The organism is Streptomyces sp. NPDC006655 (assembly GCF_040703965.1).
GTDB lineage: Bacteria > Actinomycetota > Actinomycetes > Streptomycetales > Streptomycetaceae > Streptomyces.
In genome coordinates, this window is record NZ_JBEYJU010000004.1 from 93,640 (window position 1) to 114,435 (window position 20,796).

17 protein-coding genes are annotated in these 20,796 nt (G+C 72.2%); 14 read left to right on the forward strand and 3 right to left on the reverse strand.

Annotated elements, in window-relative coordinates:
- Nucleotides 1-135: 135 nt before the first annotated feature.
- Complete coding sequence (locus tag AB0958_RS03505) at nt 136-1,179, forward strand: zinc-dependent alcohol dehydrogenase family protein (RefSeq protein ID WP_366888624.1); 1,044 nt, start codon at nt 136-138, stop codon at nt 1,177-1,179.
- A gap of 51 nt (nt 1,180-1,230) precedes the next feature.
- Here the strand turns inward: AB0958_RS03505 and AB0958_RS03510 are convergent, their stop codons facing one another.
- A complete protein-coding gene (locus AB0958_RS03510) occupies nt 1,231-1,431 on the reverse strand; it encodes a MerR family transcriptional regulator (RefSeq protein ID WP_037649824.1) in 201 nt (66 codons plus the stop codon).
- A 369-nt stretch (nt 1,432-1,800) separates the two neighbouring features.
- Between AB0958_RS03510 and iolC the strand changes: the two genes are divergently transcribed.
- The 10 genes from iolC (at nt 1,801) to AB0958_RS03560 (ending at nt 17,216) form a co-directional block, all read left to right on the forward strand.
- Entirely contained in the window at nt 1,801-2,751 is a 951-nt protein-coding gene (gene iolC / locus AB0958_RS03515) for a 5-dehydro-2-deoxygluconokinase (RefSeq protein WP_366888625.1), read from the forward strand.
- Between the two features lie 59 nt (nt 2,752-2,810).
- The gene (locus tag AB0958_RS03520) at nt 2,811-3,686 is read left to right on the forward strand and encodes a deoxyribose-phosphate aldolase (RefSeq protein ID WP_366888702.1); all 876 of its coding nucleotides are present in this window, start codon (nt 2,811-2,813) and stop codon (nt 3,684-3,686) included.
- 7 nt (nt 3,687-3,693) lie between these two features.
- Nucleotides 3,694-4,509, forward strand: a complete 816-nt coding sequence (iolB, locus tag AB0958_RS03525) for a 5-deoxy-glucuronate isomerase (protein WP_366888626.1) — start codon at nt 3,694-3,696, stop codon at nt 4,507-4,509.
- Nucleotides 4,506-6,377, forward strand: a complete 1,872-nt coding sequence (iolD, locus tag AB0958_RS03530) for a 3D-(3,5/4)-trihydroxycyclohexane-1,2-dione acylhydrolase (decyclizing) (RefSeq protein WP_366888627.1) — start codon at nt 4,506-4,508, stop codon at nt 6,375-6,377. The genes iolB and iolD overlap by 4 nt, the downstream gene beginning before the upstream one ends.
- A 14-nt stretch (nt 6,378-6,391) precedes the next feature.
- Nucleotides 6,392-7,894: a CoA-acylating methylmalonate-semialdehyde dehydrogenase gene (gene mmsA, locus AB0958_RS03535; RefSeq protein WP_366888628.1), complete on the forward strand. Its 1,503-nt coding sequence runs from the start codon at nt 6,392-6,394 to the stop codon at nt 7,892-7,894.
- A gap of 330 nt (nt 7,895-8,224) precedes the next feature.
- Entirely contained in the window at nt 8,225-9,622 is a 1,398-nt protein-coding gene (locus AB0958_RS03540) for an APC family permease (protein WP_366888629.1), read from the forward strand.
- A 447-nt stretch (nt 9,623-10,069) separates the two neighbouring features.
- Nucleotides 10,070-12,718 carry a CocE/NonD family hydrolase gene (locus tag AB0958_RS03545; RefSeq protein ID WP_366888630.1) on the forward strand — a complete coding sequence of 883 codons (2,649 nt, stop codon included), beginning with the start codon at nt 10,070-10,072 and terminating at the stop codon, nt 12,716-12,718.
- Nucleotides 12,715-13,578: an ABC transporter permease gene (locus tag AB0958_RS03550; protein WP_366888631.1), complete on the forward strand. Its 864-nt coding sequence runs from the start codon at nt 12,715-12,717 to the stop codon at nt 13,576-13,578. Before AB0958_RS03545 ends, AB0958_RS03550 begins: the two co-directional genes overlap by 4 nt.
- A gap of 127 nt (nt 13,579-13,705) precedes the next feature.
- Nucleotides 13,706-15,175 (forward strand): von Willebrand factor type A domain-containing protein, encoded by a 1,470-nt coding sequence (locus AB0958_RS03555; protein ID WP_366888632.1) that lies wholly within the window; start codon nt 13,706-13,708, stop codon nt 15,173-15,175.
- 130 nt (nt 15,176-15,305) lie between these two features.
- Nucleotides 15,306-17,216 carry an AMP-dependent synthetase/ligase gene (locus AB0958_RS03560; protein WP_366888633.1) on the forward strand — a complete coding sequence of 637 codons (1,911 nt, stop codon included), beginning with the start codon at nt 15,306-15,308 and terminating at the stop codon, nt 17,214-17,216.
- A 61-nt stretch (nt 17,217-17,277) separates the two neighbouring features.
- On the opposite strand, the gene AB0958_RS03565 is transcribed toward AB0958_RS03560, so the two are convergent.
- Complete coding sequence (locus AB0958_RS03565; RefSeq protein WP_366888634.1) at nt 17,278-17,688, reverse strand: rodlin; 411 nt, start codon at nt 17,686-17,688, stop codon at nt 17,278-17,280.
- 155 nt (nt 17,689-17,843) lie between these two features.
- On the reverse strand, nt 17,844-18,257 hold the full coding sequence (locus AB0958_RS03570) for a rodlin (RefSeq protein WP_358972459.1): 414 nt from the start codon (nt 18,255-18,257) through the stop codon (nt 17,844-17,846).
- A gap of 225 nt (nt 18,258-18,482) precedes the next feature.
- Here AB0958_RS03570 and AB0958_RS03575 point away from each other — a divergent pair, with 225 nt between their 5' ends.
- From AB0958_RS03575 to AB0958_RS03585, 3 genes are all read left to right on the forward strand, one after another.
- Nucleotides 18,483-18,899, forward strand: a complete 417-nt coding sequence (locus tag AB0958_RS03575; protein ID WP_366888635.1) for a rodlin — start codon at nt 18,483-18,485, stop codon at nt 18,897-18,899.
- 280 nt (nt 18,900-19,179) lie between these two features.
- Nucleotides 19,180-19,407 (forward strand): chaplin, encoded by a 228-nt coding sequence (locus tag AB0958_RS03580; RefSeq protein ID WP_366888703.1) that lies wholly within the window; start codon nt 19,180-19,182, stop codon nt 19,405-19,407.
- Between the two features lie 117 nt (nt 19,408-19,524).
- Nucleotides 19,525-20,718: a chaplin family protein gene (locus tag AB0958_RS03585; protein WP_366888636.1), complete on the forward strand. Its 1,194-nt coding sequence runs from the start codon at nt 19,525-19,527 to the stop codon at nt 20,716-20,718.
- Nucleotides 20,719-20,796: the final 78 nt, after the last annotated feature.

The window sequence follows — 20,796 nt, forward strand, 5'->3', positions numbered from 1 at the left end:
GTGCCGCCGCAGGGGGTGGGCCGAATCCGGCGCGGGGCCGCCGTCGCGTGGGCGTGACCGGCCCCGTACGACCTGCGTCGGCCCGGCCGCCGCGGCGCCTACCCTTCGCGCAGTCCCCGAAAGGAGCACGCGCGTATGCGAGCCGTCGTCTTCGACCACTACCGCAGCCCCGCCGAGGTGAGAGAGGTCCCCGATCCGCGCCCGGCGCCCCACGGCGTGGTCGTCCGGGTGGAGGCCACCGGTCTGTGCCGGTCCGACTGGCACGGCTGGATGGGCCACGACCCGGACATCACGCTCCCGCACGTACCCGGCCACGAACTCGCCGGTGTGGTCGAGGCGGTCGGCGCCGGGGTGACCGGCCCGCGCCCCGGCGACCGGGTCACCGTCCCCTTCGTCTGCGCCTGCGGCACCTGCCCGTCCTGCGCGGCCGGCGACCAGCAGGTCTGCGAACGCCAGACCCAGCCCGGCTTCACCCACTGGGGCTCCTTCGCCCAGTACGTGGCGCTGGACCACGCGGACGTGAACCTGGTGGGGATCCCGGAGGACATGTCGTACGCGACGGCCGCCTCCCTCGGCTGCCGCTTCGCCACCGCCTTCCGCGCGGTGGTGCAGCAGGGCAGGGCCGCGGCGGGGGAGTGGGTGTCGGTGTACGGCTGCGGAGGCGTCGGCCTGTCGGCGGTGATGATCGCGGCGGCCTGCGGGGCGCGGGTCGTCGCGGTCGACGTCTCGGCCGGGGCGCTGGACCTGGCGAGGGAGTTCGGCGCGGCCCACTGCGTGAACGCGGCGGACACCGAGGACCCGGCGGCGGCCGTCCGCGACCTCACCTCAGGCGGCGCCCACCTCTCCCTGGACGCCCTCGGCTCCCCGGCCACCGCGGCCGCCTCGGTCACCTCGCTGCGCCGCCGCGGCCGGCACGTCCAGGTGGGCCTGCTGCCGTCCCCGGAGGGCACCACGCCGGTACCGCTGGCGCGGGCGATCGCCCTGGAACTGGAGCTCCTGGGCAGTCACGGCATGGCCGCCCACGCCTACCCCGCCCTCCTCGGCCTGGTCGGCGCCGGCACCCTCCGCCCCGACCTCCTGATCGCCAGGACGATCACCCTGGACCAGGCCCCGCAGGCCCTGGCGGCGATGGACACGGCTCCGGCCGCGGGGGTGACGGTCGTCGAGCCCTGGTCCTGACGCGCGCGCCCCGCCGCTCGGCGGGCGGGGCTCCGGCGCGGGGGGAGCGGTTCAGAGGTCTCTGCGGCCCCGGTTGCCCGGGCGGGAGGCGACCCAGGCGCGGACCGTGTCCGCGTACCAGTAGGGTTTGCCGCCCTCGACATGGTCGGGCGGCGGGAGCAGCCCGTGTTTTCGGTAGGAGCGGACGGTGTCGGGCTGCACGCGGATGTGCGCAGCGATCTCCTTGTACGACCAGAGCCTTCGGTCGGTCATGGGACGCACCTCCCTGCGCGCACCGCGGGGGCGACCGGAGGCGGTCGCCGGGGGGAACCGGGCGCGGCGCTGGCGATCACAAAGCCTGTGCCCGGTGAACGACGCAGAGTGACTGTCCGCAAGCGGCTGTCGTCCTGGTGTGACCGACAACCCGCGTATGCGTGACATGTGTGACACACCGGGGGCGGTTGTGACAGAGCCGGGGCAAAGGCGCACGTCGACCCGCGGCGGGTCGGGTTGACACGGGCCGTCCGGCCCCCCGTTTCCCGCACGACTCGCATCCTGTCGTCCGAATGTCCGGACAAAGCATTGACACGACGTCCCGCGCAGGGCTACAAACCACGGGAGAGCCGTGACGAAGGGATGCCGATGGCGTACGACCTGATCACCATGGGGCGGATCGGGGTGGACCTCTATCCGCTCCAGACCGGTGTCCCGCTCGCCCAGGTGTCGTCCTTCGGCAAGTTCCTCGGCGGGTCGGCGACGAACGTCGCGGTGGCCGCCGCCCGCCTCGGCCGCAGCACCGCCGTCATCACCCGCACCGGCGACGACGCCTTCGGCGCCTACCTGCACGAGGCACTGCGCGACTTCGGCGTGGACGACCGCTGGGTCACCCCGGTCCCCGGGCTGAACACCCCCGTCACCTTCTGCGAGGTCTTCCCGCCGGACGACTTCCCGCTGTACTTCTACCGCCAGCCCAAGGCCCCGGACCTGGAGATCGACGCCCACGAACTGGACCTCGACGCCGTCCGGGACGCCGGGATCTTCTGGGTCACCGGCACCGGCCTGAGCGAGGAGCCCAGCCGCACGGCGACCCTCGCGGCCCTCGCCCACCGCGCCAAGTCGGGCACCACCGTCTTCGACCTGGACTGGCGGCCGATGTTCTGGGCGGACCCGGACGTGGCCCGCCCCTTCTACACCGAGGCGCTCAAGCACACCACCGTCGCCGTCGGCAACCTCGACGAGGTCGAGGTCGCCACCGGCGTCCGCGAACCGCAGGCCGCCGCCCAGGCCCTGCTGGACGCGGGCGTCGAGGTGGCGGTCGTGAAACAGGGACCCAAGGGCGTCCTCGCCGTGAACCGCGACGGCGACCGCGCCGAGGTCCCGCCGCTGCCCGTCGAGGTCCTCAACGGACTCGGCGCCGGTGACGCCTTCGGCGGCTCCCTGTGCCACGGCCTCCTCGCGGGCTGGGACCTGGAGAAGATCATGCGGCACGCCAACGCGGCCGGCGCCATCGTCGCCTCCCGCCTGGAGTGCTCCTCGGCGATGCCGACCGCCGAGGAGATCGCCGCCGCGCTCGCCGCCGGAGCGGTGCGGTGAGGGCCGGCCGCGTCACGGGCGCCCACCACGGGGGCGGCGCCCCCGCCAAGGAGACGACCGTGGACATCGCCGCCCTCGTCCACACCCGTACCCACCACCCCGAGGCGATCGCCGAGGCGGCCGCCCGGCGCGCGCGCCGTCCGCTCCTCAACGAGGACGGCAAGCTGATGATCGTCGCCGCGGACCACCCGGCCCGTGGCGCCCTCGGCGTCGGCGGCGACCGGCTCGCCATGGCCAACCGCGCCGACCTGCTGGAGCGGCTGTGCCTGGCGCTGTCCCGGCCCGGCGTCGACGGCGTCCTCGCCACCGCCGACATCCTGGACGACCTGCTCCTGCTCGGCGTCCTGGACGGCAAGGTCGTCATGGGCTCGATGAACCGGGGCGGACTCCAGGGCGCCTCCTTCGAACTCGACGACCGGTTCACCGGCCACCGCGCCGAGGACATACAGCGTCTCGGGTTCGACGCCGGCAAGCTGCTGCTGCGCATCGACTACGACGACCCGGGCTCGCTCACCACGCTGGAGTCCACCGCGCGCGCCATCGACGACATGGCCGCGCGCCGGCTCCCCGTCTTCGTCGAGCCGTTCATCAGCCGCCGCACCCCCGAGGGGAAGGTCAGGAACGACCTGTCCGCGGAGGCGGTCACCAGGTCCATCGCCATCGCCTCGGGCCTCGGCGGGAGTTCCGCCTACACCTGGCTGAAGGTGCCGGTCACCGCCGACCCGGACGACATGGCGCGGGTCATGGAGACGTCCACGCTGCCCGCGGTCTTGCTGGGCGGCGAGGTCGGGGACGATCAGGACGGCGCCTACGAGAAGTGGCGCGGCGCCCTGCAACTGCCCACCGTGCGCGGCCTGGTGGTCGGCCGCTCACTGCTGTACCCGGCGGATGGCGACGTGGCCGCCGCCGTCGACACCGCCGTTGGACTTCTGTGAGGCCCTGATGACGACCAGCGAGCTGCACCTGAGCAAGGGTTCGACCGCGAACGCCCAGTACGTGCTCGACATCGACCCCAAGCGGGCCGGTTGGGCGCACAGCAGCCTGCGGATCGTCGAACTGGCCCCTGGTGGAACGCATTTGTTCACCACCGGGGACAGCGAGTGGATCGTGCTTCCGCTCCAGGGCGGTTGTACGGTGCGAACAGAGGGACAAGAGTTCCAGATCCTGGGCCGGGAGAGCGTGTTCGGCGGAGTCTCGGACTTCGCGTACGCGCCCCGGGACGCCCAGGTCCAGATCGCCTCCGGCGCGGGAGGCCGCTTCGCCCTGGCAGGAGCGAAGTGCGAGCGACGACTCCCCGCCCGCTACGGCCCCGCGCCGGAGGTCCCCGTCGAAGACCGCGGCAGCGGCACCAGCGCCCGGCAGGTGCGCAACTTCGCCTCCGCGGACGCCTTCGACTGCGACAAGCTGATCGCCGTCGAGGTGATCACGCCCGGCGGCAACTGGTCCTCGTACCCGCCGCACAAGCACGACGAGCACCGGCCCGGCGAGGAGTCGGAGCTGGAGGAGATCTACTACTTCGAGATCGACGGACCGAACGGTATCGGGTACCAGCGCGTATTCCCCTCCCGTGAGGGCGGTACGGACGTCCTCGCCGAGGTCCGCTCCGGCGACGCCGTGCTCGTTCCCGACGGATGGCACGGCCCGTCGATCGCGCAGCCCGGGCACGACATGTACTACCTCAACGTCATGGCGGGGCCGGGCGCGACGCGGGAGTGGCGGATCTGCTTCCACCCGGACCATCTGGAGGGTTACCGATGACGATTCGGCTGACCGTCGCGCAAGCGCTTGTCCGCTTCCTCGCCGTCCAGTTCACCGAACGGGACGGCGAGCGCCGCCGCCTCATCGGCGCCACCTGGGGCATCTTCGGCCACGGCAACGTGGCGGGTCTCGGCCAGGCACTCCTGGAGTACGCGGACGACATGCCGTACCACCAGGGCCGCAACGAACAGGCCATGGTGCACGCGGCGGTCGGCTACGCGCGTCAGTCGAACCGTCTCGCCACGCACGCCGTCACCACCTCCATCGGCCCCGGCGCCACCAACCTGGTCACCGGCGCCGCCCTCGCCACGATCAACCACCTCCCGGTCCTGCTCCTGCCCGGCGACGTCTTCGCCGCCCGCCCCGCCGACCCGGTCCTCCAGCAGCTCGAAGTCCCCTACGCGGCCGACGTGTCCGTGAACGACACCCTGCGCCCGGTGTCGAAGTTCTTCGACCGGATCAACCGCCCCGAACAGCTGATCCCGTCCGCCCTCGCCGCCATGCGGGTGCTCACCGACCCCGTCGAGACCGGCGCCGTGACCCTCGCCCTGCCGCAGGACGTCCAGGCCGAGGCGTACGACTGGCCCGAGGAGTTCTTCGCCGAACGGGTGTGGACCGTACGGCGGCCCGGTGCCGACCGCACCGAACTCGCCGCGGCGGTGACCGCGATCAGGAACGCGCGCCGCCCCGTGATCGTCGCCGGCGGCGGAGTCCACCACAGCCGCGCCGAAGCGGTGCTCGCCGACTTCGCCGAGGCCACCCGCATCCCGGTCGCGTCCACCCAGGCAGGCAAGGGCTCGCTGCGCTGGGACCACCCGCAGGACGTCGGCGGAATCGGCCACACCGGCACCGCCACCGCCGACGAACTCGCCCGCACCGCCGACCTGGTGATCGGCGTCGGCACCCGGTACACCGACTTCACCACGGCCTCCGGCACCCTCTTCGAGAACCCGGACGTCCGCTTCCTCAACCTCAACATCGCGCCCCACGACGGCCACAAGCTGGCCGGGCTGCCCCTGGTCGCCGACGCCCGCAGCGCTCTCACGGAGCTGCGCGGGGCCCTGGACGGCCACCGGACCGCCGACTCCTACGTCACCGAGTACACCGAGGACAAGGAGCGCTGGGAGCAGCGCGTCGACGCCTGCTACGAGGCCGACGAACCCGACATCCGGCCGACCCAGCCGCAGATCCTCGGCGTGCTCGACGCCCTCGTCGACGAGACCGACGTCATCGTCAACGCGGCCGGCTCCCTCCCCGGCGACCTGCACCGGATGTGGCGGGCCCGGTCGCACGACCAGTACCACCTGGAGTACGGCTACTCGTGCATGGGCTACGAGATACCGGCCGCCATCGGGGTGAAACTCGCCGCACCGGAGCGCAACGTGTGGGCGCTGGTCGGCGACGGCACGTATCTGATGATGCCCACCGAGATCGTGACCGCCGTGCAGGAAGGGACGGCCATCAAGGTGCTGCTGGTGCAGAACCACGGCTACGCCTCCATCGGCGGGCTGTCCGAGTCGGTGGGCGGCGAGCGGTTCGGCACCGCGTACCGCCTCCCCTCGGACGACGGCACGCTCACGGGCGCCCCGCTGCCCGTCGACCTCGCCGCCAACGCGGCCAGCCTCGGCATGCGGGTGCTGCGCGCGAAGACCGTACGGGACCTGCGCGCGGCGCTGGCCGAGGCGCGGGCCGCCGACGCTCCCACATGTGTCTACGTCGAGACGCAAACGGCAGACACTGTGTCGGGCCCGCCTCCGGCGCAGGCCTGGTGGGATGTACCCGTGGCCGCGACCGCGACCCGATCCGCCGCGGTCAAGGCACGTGAGCTCTACGAACGGCACGTCTCGACCCGACGCCGCCATCTGTGAAGGAGTAACCGGTCATGACGAAGATCGTCAACCACTGGATCGGCGGCAAGTCCGTCGACGGCACGTCGGGCAATTTCGGGCCGGTCACCGACCCGGCCACCGGCGCGGTCACCACGAAGGTCGCGTTCGCGTCGGTCGACGAGGTCGACGCCGCGGTCGCCGCCGCCAAGGACGCCTACCTGAGCTGGGGCCAGTCCTCGCTGGCCAGGCGCACGGAGATCCTCTTCAAGTTCCGCGCGCTGCTCGACGCCAACCGGGACGCCATCGCGGAACTGATCACCGCCGAGCACGGCAAGGTGCACTCCGACGCCCTCGGCGAGGTCGCGCGCGGCCTGGAGATCGTGGACCTGGCCTGCGGCATCAGCGTGCAGCTGAAGGGCGAGCTGTCGACGCAGGTCGCGAGCCGGGTGGACGTCTCCTCGATCCGCCAGCCGCTGGGCGTCGTCGCGGGCATCACGCCGTTCAACTTCCCGGCGATGGTCCCGATGTGGATGTTCCCGATCGCCGTCGCGTGCGGCAACACGTTCGTGCTGAAGCCGTCGGAGAAGGACCCGTCGGCCTCGATCAAGATCGCCGAGCTGCTGGCCGAGGCCGGGCTCCCGGACGGCGTCTTCAACGTCGTGCACGGCGACAAGGTGGCCGTGGACCGCCTCCTGGAGCACCCCGACGTCAAGGCGGTGTCCTTCGTGGGCTCCACCCCGATCGCCCGCCACATCCACTCCACCGCCTCCGCCAACGGCAAGCGCGTGCAGGCCCTCGGCGGCGCCAAGAACCACATGCTGGTCCTCCCGGACGCCGACCTGGACGCGGCGGCCGACGCGGCCGTCTCCGCGGCCTACGGCTCGGCCGGCGAGCGCTGCATGGCGATCTCGGCGGTCGTGGCGGTCGGTGCGATCGGCGACGAGCTGGTGGCGAAGATCCGCGAGCGCGCCGAGAAGATCAAGATCGGTCCCGGCAACGACCCGACGTCCGAGATGGGCCCGCTCATCACGGCCGTCCACCGCGACAAGGTGGCCGCCTACGTGACCGGCGCGGCGGCCGAGGGCGCGGAGGTCGTCCTCGACGGCACCGGCTACACGGTCGAGGGCTTCGAGGACGGTCACTGGATCGGCATCTCGCTGCTGGACAAGGTGCCGACGACCGCGAAGGCGTACACCGACGAGATCTTCGGCCCGGTCCTGTGCGTGCTGCGCGTGGACACCTACGAGGAGGGCGTGGCGCTGATCAACGCCTCGCCGTTCGGCAACGGCACCGCGATCTTCACCCGGGACGGCGGCGCGGCCCGCCGCTTCCAGCTGGAGATCGAGGCCGGCATGGTCGGCGTGAACGTCCCGATCCCGGTGCCGGTGGGCTACCACAGCTTCGGCGGCTGGAAGGACTCGCTCTTCGGCGACCACCACATCTACGGCAACGACGGCACGCACTTCTACACCCGCGGCAAGGTCGTCACCACCCGCTGGCCCGACCCGGCGGACGCCCCCGCGGGCGTCGACCTGGGCTTCCCGCGCAACCACTGAGCGTCGCCGCCCGACCCCGTCGGGGCCGTCCGGATTCCGGACGGCCCCGACTTTTTTTGGCGGCTCACCTTCGGTTCTCGTTTCCATGGGATGAAACGGGTGACTTAAGTTCTTTGCGTTCATGACCTTCGAAAGCAAGGTCATGCGGCGAACGATCTTGATGATTGCGCCGCCTGAGGATTCAACCCTAAGAAAGTGATGTGACGCCGATTGCCTTAAGGGTGCGGAATCCGAAGGTAAACAGCCATTGACGCCATGGTTTTCGTCGGGGTTCCATGCAGCGCAGCCCAACCGCCGGAGGCATCCGCACAAGTCGATCGGAACCGCCGCATGACCGACACGCTCCGCCCTGTCGACAACGCCGTCACCGAGGCGCCCGACAGCCCCCAGACGCTCAAGCGCTCCATCGGAGTGGTAGGCGGCACCCTACTGACCCTCTCCTGCGTCACCCCGGCCTCCACGCTCTTCGTGGTCGTCCCCGACCTGTTCGGCACCCTCGGCACCGCCACCGCCCTCACCATCGCCATCGGCTCCCTCCTCTGTATCGCCGTGGCGTTCTGCTACTCCGAGCTCGGCACGCTCATCCCGAGCGCGGGCGGCGAGTACGCGATGGTGTCCACGATGGCGGGACGCCTGGCAGGCTGGCTGGTCTTCGTGCTGTCCCTGCTCGTCGTGATGATCGTGCCCCCGGTGATCTCGATGGGCACGGCCGACTACCTGGCGCCGATCGTCCACCTCGACCCGGCCATGACCGGCGCGGGCGTGATGCTGCTCGCGACCCTCGCGGGCCTGCTGGACCTGCGCGCGAACGCCTGGATCACCGGCATCTTCCTGGTCCTCGAGGTCATCGCGGCCGGCGTGGTCGCCGTCCTCGGCTTCTCCCACAGCCACCGCGGGGTCGGCAGCCTCACCTCCCTCCAGGTGGCCGACACCGGCGGCCACACCACGACCGTCACCGCGATGCTCGTCGTCTCCGGCCTCGCCATCGCCCTCTTCGTCACCCAGGGCTTCTCCACCGCGGTCTACCTCTCCGAGGAACTGGAGGACCCGCGCCGCAACGTCGCCCGTACGGTCCTCGCCACCCTCGCCATCTCCACGGTGGTCATCCTCGTCCCGGTCGCCGCGATCACCATGGGCGCGACCGACCTCAAGGCCCTCACCGGCGGCGACATCAGCTCCATGGTCACCGCCTGGTCCAACTCCGCGGTCGGCACGTTCGTCAGCCTCTGCGTGGCCCTCGCGATCATCAACGCGGGCATCGTCATGGTCATCCAGAACTCCCGCGTCCTGTTCGCCTCGGCCCGCGACAGGGCGTGGCCGAACCCGGTCAACAGCGGCCTGTCCCGGCTCGGCCGCTTCGGCTCCCCCTGGGTCGCCACCCTCGCCGTCGGCGTCCCCGGCGCCCTGCTCTGCTTCGTCAACCTGGACACCCTGTACGGCGTGACGGGCGTGTCGGTGACGGGCATGTACCTCCTGGTCGCCGTCGCCGCGCTGCTGTCCCGCCGGGGCCACCACAAGCACACCCCCGCCTGGCGGATGCCGCTCTGGCCGGCGATGCCGGTCCTCCTCATCGTGGTCCTGGCGTACATCCTCACCCAGCAGGAGACGGCCTACCTCCTGTGGACCGGCGGCATCACGGCGGCGGCCACCCTCTACTGGGCCTTCTACCTCCGCCCCCGCAAGAACACCCACTGGGTCGTGTCCATCCCGGAGGACGCCCAGCCGTAACCGCCCAGCCGCCCGGCTCGGCACCGCCGGACTCCGCCGCCGTGGTTGATCGCCGAGGCGGCGGTATCGAGGAACCGGCGGTGCGTCGTCAATGCCGGGGCGGCGGCCGACGTAGGGGCGCGGGGAACTGCGCGAGCAACCCCCACCGGTCCGCACGCACCCACCGGTCCGCACGCACCCACCGGTCCGCACGCACCCACCGGTCCGCACGCACCCACCGGCCCGCACGCACCCACCGGTCCGCACGCCGCACCCACCGGTCCGCACGCACCCACCGGTCCGCACGCCGCACCCACCGGCCCGCAAGTCCCACACCGCCCGCGCTCCGCGGCGTTCCGGTGTACCGCGACCGAAGTACACGGCAACGCATCCGTACTCCTCGGGGATGGCCCGCTGTTCAGCCCAGCGTCGGCATCCGTTGTCCGTCCGGCGCCGTACCGTTGAGGCATGGATCTTCGACTGCCCGCCTGGCGAGCCCTGCTCCGGCGGCCGCGACGGCTTCTGCCCGCCGCGGCCGCCGTCGTGGTGCTGGCCGGCGCCGGCACCTGGACGGCCGTCGCCGCCTCCGACGACACACCGGCGGTGCGCCGTACCGACAGGGTGATGGCGGTGGACGGCGTACGCCTGGACACCTCGTTCTTCACCACGCCCGGCACCGCCCGCCGTCCCGCGGTCCTCCTCGCCCACGGCTTCGGCGGCAGCAAGGACGACATGCGCGCCGAGGCCGCGGACCTCGCCCGGGACGGCTACGCGGTCCTCACCTGGTCCGCCCGCGGCTTCGGCAGGTCCACCGGACAGATCGGCCTGAACGACCCGAAGGCCGAGGTCGCCGACGTCTCCCGGCTCATCGACTGGCTGGCCCGACAGCCCCAGGTACAGCTCGACAAGCCCGGCGACCCGCGCGTCGGCATGGCCGGCGGCTCCTACGGCGGCGCCATCTCCCTCCTCACCGCCGGCCACGACGACCGCGTCGACGCCATCGCCCCGTCGATCACGTACTGGAACCTCGCGGACGCCCTGTTCCCGGACGGCGTCTTCAAGAAGCTCTGGGCCGGCATCTTCTTCAACACCGGTGGCGGCTGCGCGAAGTTCGAGCCCGCGCTGTGCGCCATGTACGACCGGGTCGCCGAGTCGGGCACGCCGGACGCCGCCGCCGTCAAGCTCCTCGAAGAGCGTTCACCGTCGGCCGTCGGCAGCCGCATCAAGGTGCCCACCCTGCTCTTCCAGGGCCAGACCGACTCCCTGTTCACCCTCTCCCAGTCGGACGCGGCGGCGAAGGCCATCAAGGCCAACGGCGCCCCCGTCGACGTCGACTGGATCGCCGGCGGCCACGACGGCGGCGACCTGGAGACCGGCCGCGTCGAGGCCCGCGTGACCTCCTGGTTCGACCGGTACCTCAAGGGCGACAAGGCCACCGACACCGGCCCGGCCTTCCGGATCACCCGCACCGGAGGCGTCGACTCCACCAACGGCACCGCCCAGCTGCGCGGCGCGACCGCCGACAGCTACCCCGGCCTGGAGAGCGACCGGAGGGACATCGCCCTCAAGGGCGGCACCCAGCGCGTCCAGAACCCGGCCGGCGCCAGCCCGCCCGGCGTCTCCGCACTGCCCGGCCTCGGCGGCGGCGGCCTCGCCCAGCTCTCCTCCCTCGGCGTCGGCGTCTCCCTGGACTTCCCGGGCCAGTACGCCCGTTTCGACTCCGCCCCGACGACCGACAACGTGCAGATCACCGGCGCCCCCACGGCCACCGTCCACCTCACCTCGACCAGCGACGACGCCGTCCTCTTCGGCAAGGTGTACGACGTCGGCCCGGACGGCACCCAGCAGGTGCTGCCCGCCCAGCTGGTCGCCCCGGTCCGCGTCACGGGAGCCAGGGCCGGCAAGGACGTCACCCTCACCCTCCCGGCCATCGACCACGAGGTCCAGAAGGGCCACCGGCTGCGCCTGGTCCTCGCCTCCACCGACCTCGGCTACGCCTCCCCGACCGCCCCCGCCACCTACACCGTCTCCCTCAAGAGCCCCCTGAGCGTGCCCACGGCACCGCAGGTGGACACGGCCGCCGCGGCACTGCCCGCCTGGGTGTGGTGGCTGCCGCTGACCGGCGCGCTGGCCGCCCTGGCCCTGCTGTTCAGCGGCCGCCGCCGCACCGCCGGCCCGGCCCCCGCCCCGGAGCTCGCCGCGGTCCCGCTCCAGATAACGGACCTGAGCAAGCGCTACGCGCGCTCCACCGACCGGTACGCGGTACGCGACCTGTCCTTCCGCGTCGAACAGGGCCAGGTCCTCGGCCTGCTCGGCCCCAACGGCGCGGGCAAGACCACCACCCTGCGCATGCTGATGGGCCTGATCAAGCCGGACGACGGCGAGATACGGGTCTTCGGGCACGCCATCCGCCCCGGCGCGCCCGTCCTCTCCCGGGTCGGCGCCTTCGTGGAGGGCGCGGGCTTCCTGCCCCACCTGTCCGGCCGGGAGAACCTGGAGCTGTACTGGCAGGCCACCGGCCGCCCCGCCGAGGACGCCCACCTCGAAGAGGCCCTGGAGATCGCGGGCCTCGGCGACGCCCTGGCCCGCGCGGTCCGCACCTACTCCCAGGGCATGCGCCAGCGCCTCGCCCTCGCCCAGGCCATGCTCGGCCTGCCGGACCTGCTCATCCTCGACGAACCGACCAACGGCCTCGACCCGCCGCAGATCCGCGAGATGCGCGAGGTGATGATCCGCTACGCGGCGGCCGGCCGCACGGTGATCGTCTCCAGCCATCTCCTCGCCGAGGTCGAGCAGTCCTGCACCCACCTCGTGGTGATGGACCGCGGCCGGCTCGTCCAGGCCGGTCCGGTCGCCGAGATCGTCGGCTCCGGCGACACCCTCCTGGTCGGCACCGGCACCCCCGTCGAGGAACCGGTCGTGGAGAAGGTCGCCGCCCTGCCCGGCGTCGCCTCGGTGACCCGCACCGACGACGGCCTGCTCGTCCGCATGGATCCCGGCGGCACCGCATCCCGCCTGGTCGCCGAACTCGTCCGGCTCGACGTGCCGGTGGCCTCGGTGGGCCCGCACCGCCGGCTCGAAGACGCCTTCCTGACCCTGATCGGAGGTTCCGCATGAGCACCGTCACCGAGAAGGCCGCGGTCGCCTCCGGCTACCGGGCGGGCCGCACCCTGCCGCTGCGCGTCGAACTGGTCCGCCAGTTCAAGCGGCGCCGCACCCTGGTGATGGGCGGCATCCTGGCCGTACTGCCGTTCGTGCTGCTCATAGCGTTCGCGGTCGGCGGTCAGCCGGGCCGGGAGAACGGCAGGGTCACCCTCCTGGACATGGCTACCGCGTCGGGCGCCAACTTCGCCGCGGTCAACCTGTTCGTGTCGGCGGGCTTCCTGCTGGTCATCCCGGTCGCCCTGTTCTGCGGGGACACCGTCGCCTCCGAGGCCAGTTGGTCCTCCCTGCGCTACCTGCTGGCCGCGCCCGTGCCGAGGGCCCGGCTGCTGTGGTCCAAGCTGGTGGTCGCGCTCGGCCTCAGCCTCGCCGCGATGATCCTGCTGCCGCTGGTCGCCCTGGCCGTCGGCACCGCCGCCTACGGCTGGGGGCCGCTCCAGATCCCCACCGGCGGCGCCCTGGACACCGGCACCGCCGCCCAGCGCCTCGCCGTCGTGGTCGCGTACCTCTTCCTGTCCCAACTGGTCACCGCCGGACTCGCGTTCTGGCTGTCCACGAAGACCGACGCACCGCTCGGCGCGGTCGGCGGCGCCGTCGGCCTGACCATCGTCGGCAACGTCCTCGACGCGGTCACCGCCCTCGGCCACTGGCGTGACTTCCTGCCCGCGCACTGGCAGTTCGCCTGGGCGGACGCCGTACAACCGCACCCCGAGTGGTCCGGCATGATCCAGGGCACCGCGGTGTCCGTGACGTACGCCCTCGTGCTGTTCGCGCTGGCCTTCCGGGGCTTCGCCCGCAAGGACGTGGTCTCCTAGGTCACGTGGTCCGTGGCCGTTTCGAGACCCAGCCGCAACACGTAGAGGCGCACGTTGTGGCCCCTTGCGCCGTCGGAGTCGACACAGAAGCCAGGCAGTCGACTCCGACCGGCACAGGGGGCACACGATGGAACGACACCGGACCCGACGACAGGCGTACGGGGCACTGCTCGCCCTCACCACCGCGGGCACGCTGCTCCTGACGGGCTGCGGCGCGGACGAGAACCATACGAGCGACGGCCCGAACCACAGCCTCGGCCTCCCGGCCCCGGCCCCCTCCCGGCTACCGGACGACGACTCCGGCCACCTCTCCACCTTCGCCCTCGACGTGGACACCGCCTCCTACGGCTACGCCCGCCGCACCCTCGCCGACGGCGGCCGTCCGGACCCCTCGACCATCCGTCCGGAGGAATTCGTCAACAGCTTCCGCCAGGACTACCGAACCCCCGAGGGCAACGGTTTCACGGTCACCGTCGACGGCGCCCGCACCGACCGTCCGAACTGGTCCCTGGTCCGCGTCGGCCTGGCCACCCGCCCCGCCGACGACACCGACGAGCGACCCCCGGCCGCCCTCACGTTCGTCGTCGACGTCTCCGGCTCCATGGACGAGCCGGGCCGCCTCGACCTCGCCAAGAAGTCCCTGGACACCATGACCGACCGACTCCGCGACGACGACTCGGTGGCGATCGTCACCTTCAGCGAACACGCCCGGACCGCCCTGCCCATGACCCGCGTCGGCGGTCACCGCGCCGAGATCCACGACGCCGTCGACGGCCTGCGGGCCCTCTCCTCCACCAACCTCGGCGCGGGCGTCGAGACCGGCTACGCCACCGCCGTCAAGGGCCTGCGCGGGGACGCCACCAACCGCGTCGTACTGATCTCCGACGCCCTCGCCAACGACGGCGAGACCGACCCGAACGCCATCCTCGGGCGCATCGACGGCGACCGCCGCGCGTACGGCATCACCCTGTTCGGTGTGGGGGTCGGCCGAGACTACGGCGACGCGCTCATGGAACGCCTCGCCGACAAGGGCGACGGCCACACCGTCTACGTCTCCGACACCGCCACCGCGAACGACGTCTTCTGCCGTCAACTCCCGCGGAACATCGAGCTGGTGGCGCGCGACGCCAAGGCCCAGGTCGCCTTCGACCCGCACACGGTCGCCGAGTCCCACCTCATCGGCTACCGGGACCGCAGGGTCGCCGACGAGGACTTCCGCGACGACCACGTCGACGGCGGCGAGGTCGGCCCGGGCCACACGGTCACCGCCCTGTACGCGGTCCGCACCAATCCCGGCACGGACGGCCACCTGGCCACGGCCACGGTCCGCTGGCTGGACCCCGCCACCCGCACCCCGCACGAGAACACGGGCTCGATGGAGACCGACGCCCTGCACCCCTCGGTCTGGACGGCGTCGCCCCGCTTCCAGGTGACGGCGGTGGCGGCCTACTTCGCGGACGCCCTGGCGGGAGGCGAGTACGACATCCCGGGCAGCGTGAGTCCGAGCAGGCTCCGGGCAAGGGCCGCGAGTCTGGCAGAGACGACGGAGGACAAGGACGTGGCGGATCTCGCGCGAGCCATCCAAGAGGCGAGCTGATGCGCCCCTTCAGGGGCGCTGCGGGAGGAACTGCGCGACCAGCCACGACGCACCCGCACCCGGCGAACGACCGTGATCTCGACGGCGAGACCCGTTGACCCATCCTTACTTATGAGTAAGTTGACGCCCCATGGGCGTACGCAAGGACCTCAGACGGGCACGACAGCGCACCGACTTGGCCGACCGGAGCAAGGTCCAGGTCACCAGGGACGCACAGGGAGCCGTACGGGAGGCGAGGCGACCCCCGCTCGCCCCGCCCCTCACCACCGGCTCCCTCGCCGACCTCCCCTACATCAACGCCACCGAGAACCCCCACGCCACAGCGCTACGGCGCCCCGACGGCCCGGTCACCGCAGAAGCCTTCGCCGCCCACGTCACCGCCGTGGCGAAGGGGTTCGTCGGCGCCGGCCTCGCCGCGGGCGACCGCGTCGCCGTCATGTCCCGCACCCGCTACGAGTGGACCGTCCTCGACTTCGCCGTCTGGGCGGCCGGCGGCGTGACCGTCCCGGTCTACCCCACCTCCTCCGCGGCACAGGTGGACTGGATCGTCAGGGACTCCGGCGCCCGGTACGTCGTCACCGAGACCCCGCAGCACACGGCCACCGTCACCACCGGCACCGCCGACCACCCCCGGGCCCCACGGATCTGGGAACTGGACGCGGACGCCCTCACCGACCTCACCACCCTCGGCCGGGAGGTCCCGGACGACGAGGTCGCCGAGCGCCGCGCCGGCCTCACCCCGGACACCGTCGCCACCGTCTGCTACACCTCCGGCACCACCGGCCGCCCCAAGGGCTGTGTCCTCACCCACGCCAACCTGCACGCCGAGGCCGCCAACACGGTCGAGCTGCTGCACCCGGTCTTCCAGGCGGTCACCGGCCGGACCGCGGCCACCCTGCTGTTCCTCCCGCTCGCCCACATCCTGGGCCGCACCCTCCAGATCGCCTGTCTGCTGGGCCGCATCGAGATGGGCCACTTCCCGAGCGTGAAGCCCGACGAACTCAGGCCCGCGCTGCGGGAGTTCAAGCCGACCTTCCTGGTCGGGGTGCCGTACCTGTTCGAGAAGATCCACGACACCGGGCGGGCCACCGCCGAGAAGATCGGCCGCGCCGCCTCCTTCGACCGCGCCGAGCGGATCGGCGTGCGCTTCGCCGAGGCCCACCTGAACAAGTTCCTCGGCACCGGCAAGGGCCCGGGGCCCGGCCTGTACGCCGCCTGGGCGCTCTACGACCTGCTGGTCTACCGCCGGATCCGCAGGGAGCTCGGCGGCCGCATGCGGTACGCCATCAGCGGCGGCTCCCCGCTCGACCGGGACCTCAACCTGTTCTTCCACGCCGCCGGGATCGTCGTGTACGAGGGCTACGGCCTGACCGAGACCAGCGCCGCCGCCACCATCGTGCCGCCGCTGGCCCCCCGGCCCGGCACGGTCGGACAGCCCGTGCCGGGCACCGCCGTCCGGATCGCCGACGACGGCGAGGTGCTGATCAAGGGGCCGGTGGTCTTCGGGTCGTACTGGAACGACCCGGCCGCCACCGCCGAAGTGCTCCAGGAGGACGGCTGGTTCGCGACCGGCGACCTCGGGGCGCTCGACGGGGACGGCTACCTCACCATCACCGGCCGGAAGAAGGACATCCTGGTCACCTCGGGCGGCAAGAACGTCTCCCCGGCCGTCCTGGAGGACCGGCTGCGCAGCCGGGCGCCCGTCGGCCAGTGCCTGGTGGTCGGCGACAACCGGCCGTTCGTCGCCGCGCTGATCACCCTGGACCCGGAGGCGGTCGCGCACTGGCTGTCCGTACGGAAGCTGCCACCGGACACCCCGCTCGCCGAGCTGGTGCGCGACGACCGGATGCGGGCCGAGGTGCAGAAAGCGGTCGACCACGCCAACCAGGCCGTCTCGCGCGCCGAGTCGATCCGCTCCTTCGCCTTGGTCGAGGGCGAGTTCAGCGAGGACAACGGACTGCTCACCCCGTCCCTGAAGGTCAAGCGGCACGCGGTGAGCGCCCGTTACGCGGCGGAGATCGAGGCGCTGTACCGCGGCTGAGCACAGCAGAGGCGGCGGGCCACCGGAGGAACCGGTGACCCGCCGCCCGTGGAGCGCCCGCTCAGCTGTTGCCCGTGCCGTTCGCGGACAGCGCCGAGATGTCGTCCAGGATGTGCGACAGCGGCTCGTCGCCCTTGGCCTGGGTGGAGTTCTCGACGCACTGCTGGTTCTGCGGCGCCGACAGGATCGGCACGTCCTGGGCGACGCCGACGGCGACCGCGCCGACCAGACCCTGCAGGTTCGCCTTGGCCGGGAGACCGATGCACGGCTTGTTCAGCGAGCCCTGGACCAGCGACAGCTGCGGGCTCTGGTCGCCGAACGTGGCCGAGTTGCCGAACTCCGACTTGGCGTCGTTGCCGCTGAAGGAGGTGGTGCCGTTGTCGTTGCCGGTCGCCAGGGCCTGGGGGGCGGCCGTGGCGGCGAAACCGGCGACGGTGACGGCGACAGCCGCGGTTGCCCACAGCTTCTTCATGTTGGTTCCCTTTCGAAAGGCGGACTCCGGGGAGGAGCTGCGTGATCGTCAACGGCCCCGGCCCCGCCGGGGTTGCGTGGTTTGCCCCGTTCGGCGTAGCGCAGTCCGATCAACGGACCGGCGCCCTCGCGCAGGGGCCCGGAGAACTCCCGGTACTACTTGTTGCCGGTGCCGTTCGCGGACAGCGCCGAGATGTCGTCCAGGATGTGCGACAGCGGCTCGTCGCCCTTGGCCTGGGTGGAGTTCTCGACGCACTGCTGGTTCTGCGGCGCCGACAGGATCGGCACGTCCTGCAGGACGCCGACGGCACCGAGGCCGACCAGGCCCTGGAGGTTCAGCTTCGCCGGGAGGCCGATGCAGGGCTTGTTGAAGGAGCCCTGGATGAGCGCCATCTGGGGGCTCATGTTGCCGAACGTGGCGGAGTTGCCGAACGCCTGCTGGGCGTCGTTGCCGCTGAAGGAGGTGGTGCCGTGGTCGTTGCCGGTGGCCAGGGCCGGCGAGGCGGCGGCAGCGGAGGCGCCGACGACGGAGGCGGCGACAGCGGCGGCGGCCAGAACCTTCTTGATCACTTGTTCAGTTCCCTTCTGAGGACACCCCGTCCACCGGAGCGCACTGGTCAACTGCGCGGGCTCCGTTTGGTTGCTCCGCTTCACTCCAACGGCCCCCTGTCCGACAATCTCCCGAATTCGCGAACGGGTGACGTGCCGCTCCGTGCCGCAACCAATCCGGTTGCGGGCGGTTGATGCCGGACAGGAACGTCCGTCTTGGCCTGGAGCCAGGAAAGGAAAAGCGAAATGCTGAAGAAGGCAATGGCCGCGGCGGCGGTCGCCGTGTCCGTCGTAGGCGTGTCGGCGGCGGCAGCCCCCCAGGCGCTTGCCACCGGGAACGACCACGGCACCACCTCCGCCAGCGGCAGCGGGGCCACCGAGACGTTCGGCAACCAGGTGACCAAGGGCGAGATGAGCCCGCAGGCCACCCTGGTCCAGAGCTCGCTGAACAAGCTCTGCGTCGGCCTGCCGGTGAAGGCGAACGCCCAGGGCATCCTCGGCCTCATCGCCGCTGTCGGCGTGGCCCAGGACATCCCCGTGCTGTCCGCTCCGCAGAACCAGCAGTGCGCCGAGAACTCCACCCAGGCCAAGGGTGACGAGCCGGTCTCGCACGTCCTGGACGACATCTCGGTCCTCGCGGCCAACGGCGTCGCCAACCAGTGACCCCGGTCCTGTGAAGCCCGCCCGGGCGGTGCGCGTTCTCGCGCCGCCCGGGCGGGCTTTCGTCGTGTCCGGCTTTTTCCGCTGTCAGCAGAAGCGTTTCCTCTCTTTGTGTCAATTCTCGGAGTGCGTTCGAGTGAATTGACCGAGGGTGCGCGTTCCTCAGTTTCTTCGGCTGTCTATTCCTCGTTCTACAGCCTGCCGGTCATGGTGCGAGCCGTTCATGCTGTGCTCGCTCGGTTTCGGCCGACATACGGGCATGACCGCAGAGAAGGGAAAGTTCATGAAGAAGACCGCTGCTGTGGTCGCCGGCGCGCTCCTGGCGCTGGGCGGTGCCATCCCCGCCTTCGCCAGTGCCGGTGCGGAGGGCGCCGCCGCCAACTCTCCGGGCGTTGTCTCCGGCAACGTGATCGAGGTTCCGGTCCACGTCCCGGTCGGGGCGTGCGGCGACACCGTCGACGTCATCGCGCTGCTGAACCCGGCGTTCGGCGCCACCTGCGCCAACAGCTGACGTCGTCACTCAGCTCACCAGCCTTCCGGCTGTCACGGCCGGCCTCGGATCGTCGATCCTTCGCATCTGCGTTCCGAGGCCGGCTTTCCCACTTCTTCAAGCAGGAAGACCACGAGATTGCGACAGACCCTCAGCAGGGGGATGCTCGCGGCCGCCGCCGCGACGGGCATCCTGTCCCTGTACGGCAGTCCCGCGCTCGCGGGCACGGACGCGACCGGGGCCGCAGCCGGCCCGCCGGGTGTCGTCTCCGGCAGCGAAGCCCATGGACCGGCGGGCGTTCCGGCCGGTGCCTGCGGCAACTCCTGTGCGAACGGCTCGGGTTCGGACGAGCACACCGCCGACCGCGCCCCCGAGAAGCCCGCCGCCCCCGAGGCCGCCGCCCCCGGCCCGGCGGCCCACGAGAAGACCGACCGCGTCGAGGCCGCTCCGGCGGAGGCCGCTCACGAGGCGGAGGCGCCCGCGGAGGCCGTTCACGAGGCCGCCGCTCCCGCGCAGGCCGGTCGCGAGGTGGCCGACCGTGTCGAGGCCGCCGAGGAGGCCGCTCGCGAGATGGCCGACCGTGCCGGGGCCGCCGCCCAGGAGGCCGCTCACGAGGCGGCCGACCGGGCCGAGGCCCTCGCCCGGGAGGCCTCGGCCCCCGAGAAGGCCGCCCGTGCCGAGGAGGCCGCTCGCGAGGCGGCCGACCGTGCCGGGGCCGCCGAGGAGGCCGCCGGCATCAAGGCCGGCCACGGCGACTCGGGCGACGGGAACCAGGTCGGCGGCACCAAGGAACACGGGTCCGAGGCGACCTCCGGCAGCGAGTCCGGCACCACCCCGTCCGGCAGCCGCGAGACGCCCCCGGCCTACGGCGACAAGGCGCCCACCGGTTACGGCGAGGAGACCCCGCCTCCGTACGGCGACCACACCCCGCCCGCGTACGGCGACCACACCCCGCCCGGCTACGGCGACCACACCCCGCCGCCGACCACGAAGCCGCCGACGTCTCCGCCGCCCGGCTACGGCGACCACACCCCGCCCCCGCACACATCTCCGCCGCCGACCACGAAGCCGCCGACGTCTCCGCCGCCGACCACGAAGCCGCCGACGTCGCCTCCGCCCACCACGAAGCCCCCGACGTCGCCACCCCCGACGTCGCCCCCTCCTTACACGCACCCGCCGAAGCCGCCCCACCACGGGCACCACCACCACCGGCCCACCCTGCCGCACACCGGCAGTACGGCCATGATCGCGGCCTCGGGCGCCAGTGCCGCGCTGATCGCGGCCGGGGCGTTCCTGTTCCGCCGGGGCCGGGCCGCATCGCGCCGGTCGTAGCGGAGACCGGGTGCCGGACGCCCCAAACGCCCGGCACCCGTCGTCAGCTTCCCACCGCGCCCGGTGCGGATTCCCGTC

What these genes read in the sequence shown, in the direction of transcription:
- AB0958_RS03575 (WP_366888635.1), top strand. Translation starts at nt 18,483, where the DNA reads ATGCTGAAGAAGGCAATGGCCGCGGCGGCGGTCGCCGTGTCCGTCGTA.
- AB0958_RS03540 (WP_366888629.1), top strand. Translation starts at nt 8,225, where the DNA reads ATGACCGACACGCTCCGCCCTGTCGACAACGCCGTCACCGAGGCGCCC.
- AB0958_RS03555 (WP_366888632.1), top strand. Translation starts at nt 13,706, where the DNA reads ATGGAACGACACCGGACCCGACGACAGGCGTACGGGGCACTGCTCGCC.
- iolB (WP_366888626.1), top strand. Translation starts at nt 3,694, where the DNA reads ATGACGACCAGCGAGCTGCACCTGAGCAAGGGTTCGACCGCGAACGCC.
- mmsA (WP_366888628.1), top strand. Translation starts at nt 6,392, where the DNA reads ATGACGAAGATCGTCAACCACTGGATCGGCGGCAAGTCCGTCGACGGC.
- AB0958_RS03565 (WP_366888634.1), bottom strand. Translation starts at nt 17,688, where the DNA reads ATGAAGAAGCTGTGGGCAACCGCGGCTGTCGCCGTCACCGTCGCCGGT.
- iolC (WP_366888625.1), top strand. Translation starts at nt 1,801, where the DNA reads ATGGCGTACGACCTGATCACCATGGGGCGGATCGGGGTGGACCTCTAT.
- AB0958_RS03545 (WP_366888630.1), top strand. Translation starts at nt 10,070, where the DNA reads ATGGATCTTCGACTGCCCGCCTGGCGAGCCCTGCTCCGGCGGCCGCGA.
- AB0958_RS03550 (WP_366888631.1), top strand. Translation starts at nt 12,715, where the DNA reads ATGAGCACCGTCACCGAGAAGGCCGCGGTCGCCTCCGGCTACCGGGCG.
- AB0958_RS03560 (WP_366888633.1), top strand. Translation starts at nt 15,306, where the DNA reads ATGGGCGTACGCAAGGACCTCAGACGGGCACGACAGCGCACCGACTTG.
- AB0958_RS03510 (WP_037649824.1), bottom strand. Translation starts at nt 1,431, where the DNA reads ATGACCGACCGAAGGCTCTGGTCGTACAAGGAGATCGCTGCGCACATC.
- iolD (WP_366888627.1), top strand. Translation starts at nt 4,506, where the DNA reads ATGACGATTCGGCTGACCGTCGCGCAAGCGCTTGTCCGCTTCCTCGCC.
- AB0958_RS03505 (WP_366888624.1), top strand. Translation starts at nt 136, where the DNA reads ATGCGAGCCGTCGTCTTCGACCACTACCGCAGCCCCGCCGAGGTGAGA.
- AB0958_RS03580 (WP_366888703.1), top strand. Translation starts at nt 19,180, where the DNA reads ATGAAGAAGACCGCTGCTGTGGTCGCCGGCGCGCTCCTGGCGCTGGGC.